Genomic DNA, 6,833 nt, shown 5'->3' on the forward strand with positions numbered 1-6,833 from the left:
GGTATTCGTCCGCGGACCACTACGGCTGCCACGTTGGTGCAGCTGGGCGCAGGGCCCGTCCTGCATGCCTGGCCATCGCAAATACACCAGTTCTGACGCCTGACAGAGATGCTGGACGGCAGGGCCGGACATCAGCCCCCGACTCACGGGCAGAACGGATGCCCGGACGGGAGCGGCGCCTTCCGGTTCCTTCAGGCCCGTCCCCGGAACTCTGAATCCCTCGACCGCGGCGGTTCGTCCTCCCGGCGATCCGACTTGGCAATCGAGCGGCCGGAAGATGGACGGCGAGACCGGTTCGTGAATGGGTAATCGGCCAGGAGGTGGACCGAGGCGCCCCCGCACACCCCGGCCGGTGACGGGCTGCGTACGGTCTGCCCCGCGCCACAAGGTGTACTGGGACGTTCCGACCGGTCGTGCCTAGTCCCAGTCCCATTGCCAGACCGGCGCAACTTCGCAGGCCGTTCCGCTGGCGCACGCCCCGCCGCCGATAGTTCGGGGCTGAGGCGTTGGAGCAGGGGCGGCGTGAATTCTGGCCCCATATGTGCGAAACTCGCACATATGGGAGAGAGTGACGAGAGAGCCCTCGGCGTCAGAGTGCGGGAGGCGCGTGAGCGGGCAGGTTTGACCCAGGGCGAGCTAGCTGTTCGTGTGAGTCTGGACCGGACTGCCGTGAATAAGATCGAGAGCGGCATTCGGAAGGTCACTGCCCTCGAGTTGTCTGACATCGCGGCGGTCCTCAAGGTGCGGATGTCATCGTTCTTTGGCGAGCCAGTGCCGGCATTGGTGTCTCATCGCTCCAATCAAGGCTTGGATACTGCTGACTCGAAGATCGACTGGTTGCTAGCGACCATCGCTGCAGATGTCGAGTTCGTACAGACGCTGGCCGCTGCAGAACTCGGCCTCGCTGCAAGCGATAGCGAGGCATGGCCGCGGCCTACCACTTTGGCGGATGCAGACACGTTGGCGGTCAGGGCGCGAAACCTGCTCGGCGTTGATGATGCGGTGCCAATACATGACTTGGTGGAGAAGGTCGCCGCCATTGGACTCTTGGCGTTCCTGGTCAATTTGGGAGTGGACACAGCTGACGCAGGGACGATCCTGCTTCGCCAAGGAGCTGTGAGCTTGGTGAACAGCCATAACAAGATCGGACGTCGGCGACTCGCGCTGGCTCATGAGTTGGGTCATTTCCTCGTCGCAGACGAATACACGGTCGATTGGAGGGTCGCTGACCAGCAAGGCGGTGACATTGAGTCGCGCCTCGATCGGTTCGCTCGGTCGGTGCTACTGCCCGAGCCTGGTCTACGGGACGCCTGGACTCGTTATGAGAAGCGTGGGCTCCGTGATGCCTCGGTCCTTCTTGCGAGCGATTTCCGGGTTGATATGGCAACGCTCGCTAGACGACTGGAAGAGTTGGAACTGGTCGGGAGCAGTGAGGCCGCTGCTGTGCGCAGGGTCGCGACGACGCGCGCCGACATTGTGGAGTTCGGGCTTTACGTCCCTGGCGAGGTCGAGGAGACCCGCCTTCCCCTGCCATATCAGAAGGCAGTCCTTCGGGCGTTCCGTGACGAACGGATCAGTCGTGAACGAGCCCTCGAACTGCTCCACGGCACATTCGCCGACAGCGACCTGCCATCGCTCCGGGTGCGGCGAGAAGATGAGATCTGGAACTTCGTTTCGTGACGCAATTGCCGGACCCTCTGGTGTTCGATACCGGTCCTCTGCGGCACTTTGCCGAAAAAGGTTGGCTAGGGGTCCTGAAATTCCTGGCTGGCGACCGAGGCGTCCTCATCCCTGAAAGTGTGGAGCGAGAGTTAAAGCGTCAGATCCACCAGTTGCCTGCGCTGGACCAGGTGCTCAGCGCGGACTGGATCCACGTTGACCGTAGCGATGACGTTGCCTTCGTGATGGCCTTCGCGCGCTACGAGCAACGACTTGCTGTTGGTGAGCAGAACCTCGGAGAGTGTGGGGTGCTCGCGCTCGGCAACGTACGCGGGTTCGAGACTGTCCTCGACGACGGCGTTCCCCGCAATCTCGCCAAGGATGAGGGCATCCGCGTTACGGCGACACTCCCACTGCTTTGTCGTGCAATCCGCGAAGAACGTCTCACCGTCCCAATGGTGGAGGCGCTTGCAGACGACCTCCTTGCTAGCACTTACTACCTCCCGTTTGAGACCGGTTGTTTCAGGCAATGGGCTTTAGAACAAGGGCTCATCGAGTACAAATGACTTGTCATGCCGCGCTTGCTGCTCGCCTACCGCGGCCGCACAGCGGAGTTCCCTCTGCGCGGATGGGCTGTTGGGGCCGCGCAGAGGGAACTCACGATCAGTAGCGGGTGCTGATGGTGACGCCGTTGCAGGCTGTTGTGCCGTGCAGGCTGATGTAGTTGTAGCCGGCTGGCGGGTTGGCGACGGTGACCGATTCGGTGTTGCCGGTGGCGGTCGACCGTTGGGTGTAGGCGGTGGTAGTCGCCCATGTGGTCTTGTTGTAGTAGAGGTCGCAGTTGCCGGCGCCGCCGGTGCTGACGATCTGCAGTTGGGCCGTGCCGGACGGTAGGTAGATGTAGAGGTAGTCGTAGTTGCCGGTGGTGGTGCTGCGGTTGCTGCGCTGGCAATTCTTGCCGAGAACGCGGACGTCGCTGCCGGTGCATTCGGGGAGCGTGGTGCCGCCACCGCTGGTGACCGTGAACTGCTGGCTGGTGGTGCCGGTGGCACCTTGGTTGTCGGTGACGGTGAGTTGGATGGTGTAGGTGCCTGCGGTGGTGTAGGTCTTGGTGGGGTTGGTGGCGGTTGAGCTGGTGCCGTCTCCGAAGTTCCAGGCCCTGGAGGCGATGGTTCCGTCAGAGTCGGTTGATCGGTCGGTGAGCGCGATGCTCAGGCCGCTGGCCGCGGCGGTGAAGCTTGCGGCCGGTGCTTGGTTGCCGCCGCCGCCACCGCAACTGCCCGCCGCGCAGGCTGACAGCCAGCTGTACCAGTCGGCGTCGTACCGGCTGCCGATCGTGGATCGGAGGTAGGTGGCGGCAGCGTTCCAGTTCCCTGACCTGTAGTAGTTCAAGACAGTGGTCATGTCGCTGCGGTGCGATTGCAGCATGTAGCGCACCGCCAGGTAGCCCCAGCGGTAGATCCGGGTGGTGTCGTGGCTGTAGGTGGTGCCGAACAGTGTGCTGAGCGCGTAGGTACGCCGGGCAGCCTCGCTGATCGCCGCCGAGTAGGTCTCGTTGCGGTAGGAGTACGACACGTACTCGGCGAATCCCTCGATCCACCAGATCGTCGGGGTGCTGACGTTCGAGTTGAAGTCGCCGTGCATGTTGAAGCGACCATCGAGGTAGTGGGTGTACTCGTGGTTGAGGTTCCAGACCGCGAAGATCGGGCGCAGCCACTCGGCCTCGTAGGCGATGAACCTTGCCTGGTTGCCGGCCGCGGCTGGGTTGCCCTCCAGATACATACCGCCGTTGTTGGTGTCGATGCCCCACATCGCCCCGGCGTAGGTCTGGTAGTCGGTGCTGGAGTTGTAGACCACCACCTCCAGGCTGGTGTTGTGGTCGTTGGCGACGGGGCCCGGGTCGGCGACGATGCCGTGGAAGTAGGCATCCTGGTTCGCCAGGCTGCTGCAGCTCGACGACAGCTGGGCAGCGGTCATCTCCTGGGCCCGGATGCGCAAGGTGGAACTGCAGGTGTGGTTGATCGGCAGCACCTCGGCTGCCAGCCTGGCCTGCAGGTTGCAGGTGTCGTAGTACGCGCAGTTGGCTTTGTCGTAGTAGTCGGTCATCTCGGCCACACCGACCCACAGTGGCGCGGTGGGGCCCTGCAACGAGGTCTGCCCGAGCAGGCCCTTCACGAGCGGCCGAACCTTGGCCAGCAGCGCGGAGTGCTGCAGGAACCGGCTCATTTCACGGCCGGCGTTCGATGTCAGGTAGCTCTGGTCGCCTGACAACAGGTCCTTGTGGTTGGACGCGAAGCTATACAGGGTGTCGATCACGCTCGGGTCGGACTGGACCGCCGACACGAACTCCGGCACCTGATGGCCGCGGAACAACACGATGTACACATTGTTGACCGCGTTCAGCATCCACCACGACGTGTTGTAGGAGCTGTTGTAGCTGGTCAGCATCCGCTTGACGACGTACAGGTAGCGGGCGTTCTGTTCTGAGCTGTCGATCAGGGTGATCGCCTCGGCGAGAGTCTCCCCGTTGGCATCGCTGACCTCGAAGGCGCGCGAGTTGCCGAAGAAGCTGTCCAGGCCCGACTGGATAGCGGTACGCAGCGTCGGGCCGTAGGTGCCGACCGTGGACGGGTTATACCACTGGACGTAGTACCCGGCTCGTAGGTACAAGGTCAGTTGGGCGGTACCAGTGGAATTGTTGCCCGGGTAGCTGGCGCTGTTGTCTCGCAGCCCGTAGGCAACGCTGGCCATCTGCGCCTCGCGGAACGCGGAGTGCGCATCCGTCCCGGTCAGGCTGAACAGTGTGTTCACACAGTCCGTCGTCGATGCCTTGATTTGGTCTACCAGTGCCCAGCCAGTCCGGCTGGTGAAGTCCGCAATGTTGCACGGCGCCGCAGCGGTCTTGCGATTCTGCATCGAGGGCCGGGGCTTGGCGGATGTCTGTCCAGGTCCGTCGTAGTCGCGACGCAGTTCGTGCTTTGACGCTGGCAAGGGAGGGCGCTGGCTGAGTGGCAACCTGGCATCGGTGACGTGCGCAGGTTCGTTGTCTGCCGGCCCCGGTCCGTTCGGGCCAGTGCCCAGCGGTGTGGTAGCCGCACCGGACGTCTTGGCGACTGTGGCGGCCTGACCTGGAGCGGCGCTGAGGCCGAACCCTGTCAGGGCGACGATCGCAGCGAGGCAGAACGCTGAGGTCTGTCGTCGGAATTGCCGGAATCGTTGAGGCCGTTTAGGAATCATCAGTTTGTCCTCCGGGGGCGGGGCACGCGCGCGGCGTGGCTGCGGTGGGCTAGTGGTGGATCCGCAACGTTTCGGAGCGTGCCACGTCGAGCAGTTCCGCGGTCATCCCAACGGCGATAGCCTCACGTTATGGACCCGGAGATCCGCCATCTGCGGGCGATTTGCGCGATCGCCGACGCGGGCAGCGTGACCAGGGCGGCCGCGCGGCTCGGGATCTCACAACCAGCACTGACCGGGCTCCTGCAACGCTTCGAACGCTCGCTCGGGGGACAGTTGTTCGAGCGCGCCCGGACCGGTGTCCGGCCTACCCCGCTCGGAGAACGTGCACTGCAACGTGCCCGGCTGGTGCTGGCCGACATGGACTCCTTCGCCGGCGATCTCACCCTGGCCGCCGGCGCGGGGCCGGCCGAGTTGCACATGGGAACAGCGCACATGGAATGCGTCGGCACCATGGTGGAGCGGGTCCAGGCGGCGCTGTCCCCGGTGGAGCTCACCGTCCAGGTCGACCCCTCCGCCATCAGCCTCGCGCACGGGCTCGCACACCATCGGTCCGACTTCGCGGTGATCGGCATGAGCGACGACAGCGACGTACCGCTGGCTCCTGACCTGGCTCAGCGCACTGTCCTGCCCCGGTTGCCTTTCTTCATCGCCTTGACTTCCAGCCACCCGCTGGCCGGCTGCGAGGAGATCAACCTCGCCGATCTCGCCGACGAAGCCTGGATCAGCCCTCCTGGCGCCGACGACGGCTCGCTGGCGTCGCTCCGCGCCGCGTGCCGCCGGGCCGGCTTCAGCCCGAGAATCCGGTACGAGGCGCCCAGCGGCGGCGGGCGTCAACTCATCCAGACCGGCCGCGCCGTGCAGTTGGTCGAACCCACTTCCGCAGGCGCAGGCGGCATGGCGGTACGGCGCCTGACGGGTGATCCTCTGCGCGGCCGCCTCATCCTCGCCTGGCGCCGCAGCCGGGTCACCGACGACCAGATCGAGGCCAGCTATCTCGCCATCGCCAGTGCCTATACCGAGCACGCGATCCACAGCCCGGCGTACGGTCCGTGGTGGGCCGCTCATCCCGAGGTCCACCCACGTACGAGCTAGTCCGTCCGACCAGTGGCGAGAGTGGTCAGCCTGTGGTGGTGGCGAGGAGGCCGGTGATGCGGCGGCGGGCGGCCTTGGGGTGCAGGGGTTCGCAGCCGGCATCGACGCAGCGCTTCACCACTCGTGGATCGTCCTTCAGCAGCAGGAGTCCCCGTCGCAGCAGGGTGAACGGTGGCTTGCGATGCTCGCGCAGGTCGCGCTGGAACCGGCGTACGAAGGTGACGATCCGGTGATGCCGCACACAGATCGCCGCCGCCAGCAATCCACGCTCCCGCAACGCCCCGACGATCTGGTCCGCGAAGATGCCCTCGGCAACCACCAACGGCGATCCGCCTGTCTCCACAGGCCGATGCCCGACGGTGCCATCCGCCGAGATGTCATAAACCGGCATGTCCGCGACCCCTGTGGCGCACAAGATCTCCAACGCAGCCACGGCCCGCTCCCCATCCCAGGACCCCGGATCATCCCAATCCACGATCCCCAACGGCGACCGGGGCATCGCCGCGTCATCCCCGTCCCGGTAGAAGTCGTCCAGCCGCACCACCGGCAACCCCACAACCTCCGCCAGCCGCGACTTCCCAGCCCCCGACGGCCCCGCCAGCAAAACCACCCGTGCACTCACCCCGCGCATTCTTCCCTACCAGCCCATCCACCCCTCACCGCCAGCCGTCCCGATCACCGGCCAGCCCACCTCCTGCCGCCACCTTGAGCACCGCGTAGGCATACGGCGGCGAAAAACGTGACTAGCCCGTGCCCAAAGCGGCGCCTCGTTCCGGCGGGCGGTGGCTCGGGCGTCACCTTGAGCACCGGGTGGGCATGCGGCGGCGGGAAGCGTGACTGGCCCG

The 6,833-nt window shown here is 65.1% G+C and carries 5 protein-coding genes; 3 read left to right on the plus strand and 2 right to left on the minus strand.

Annotation, left to right across the window (positions count from 1 at the left end; genetic code table 11):
- The first annotated feature begins 558 nt into the window (after window positions 1–558).
- Together A3ES_RS0140245 and A3ES_RS0140250 are read left to right on the plus strand one after the other, a co-directional pair.
- Complete coding sequence (locus A3ES_RS0140245) at window positions 559–1,680, plus strand: helix-turn-helix domain-containing protein (protein WP_020392513.1); 1,122 nt, start codon at window positions 559–561, stop codon at window positions 1,678–1,680.
- Window positions 1,677–2,225: a PIN domain-containing protein gene (locus tag A3ES_RS0140250; RefSeq protein ID WP_020392514.1), complete on the plus strand. Its 549-nt coding sequence runs from the start codon at window positions 1,677–1,679 to the stop codon at window positions 2,223–2,225. Before A3ES_RS0140245 ends, A3ES_RS0140250 begins: the two co-directional genes overlap by 4 nt.
- 97 nt (window positions 2,226–2,322) lie before the next feature.
- Here A3ES_RS0140250 and A3ES_RS0140255 read toward each other — a convergent pair whose 3' ends face one another.
- Window positions 2,323–4,575, minus strand: a complete 2,253-nt coding sequence (locus A3ES_RS0140255; RefSeq protein ID WP_020392515.1) for a collagenase — start codon at window positions 4,573–4,575, stop codon at window positions 2,323–2,325.
- A gap of 450 nt (window positions 4,576–5,025) precedes the next feature.
- Here A3ES_RS0140255 and A3ES_RS0140260 point away from each other — a divergent pair, with 450 nt between their 5' ends.
- Window positions 5,026–5,988, plus strand: a complete 963-nt coding sequence (locus tag A3ES_RS0140260) for a LysR family transcriptional regulator (protein WP_020392516.1) — start codon at window positions 5,026–5,028, stop codon at window positions 5,986–5,988.
- 25 nt (window positions 5,989–6,013) lie between these two features.
- Here the strand turns inward: A3ES_RS0140260 and A3ES_RS0140265 are convergent, their stop codons facing one another.
- Window positions 6,014–6,610 (minus strand): uridine kinase family protein, encoded by a 597-nt coding sequence (locus A3ES_RS0140265; protein WP_026163646.1) that lies wholly within the window; start codon window positions 6,608–6,610, stop codon window positions 6,014–6,016.
- Window positions 6,611–6,833: the final 223 nt, after the last annotated feature.

Source organism: Kribbella catacumbae DSM 19601 (assembly GCF_000372465.1).
Taxonomy (GTDB): Bacteria; Actinomycetota; Actinomycetes; order Propionibacteriales; family Kribbellaceae; genus Kribbella; species Kribbella catacumbae.

Excerpts from the sequence above, each read along its gene's own strand:
- A3ES_RS0140245 (WP_020392513.1), top strand. The coding sequence starts at position 559 with ATGGGAGAGAGTGACGAGAGAGCCCTCGGCGTCAGAGTGCGGGAGGCG.
- A3ES_RS0140255 (WP_020392515.1), bottom strand. The coding sequence starts at position 4,575 with ATGCAGAATCGCAAGACCGCTGCGGCGCCGTGCAACATTGCGGACTTC.
- A3ES_RS0140260 (WP_020392516.1), top strand. The coding sequence starts at position 5,026 with ATGGACCCGGAGATCCGCCATCTGCGGGCGATTTGCGCGATCGCCGAC.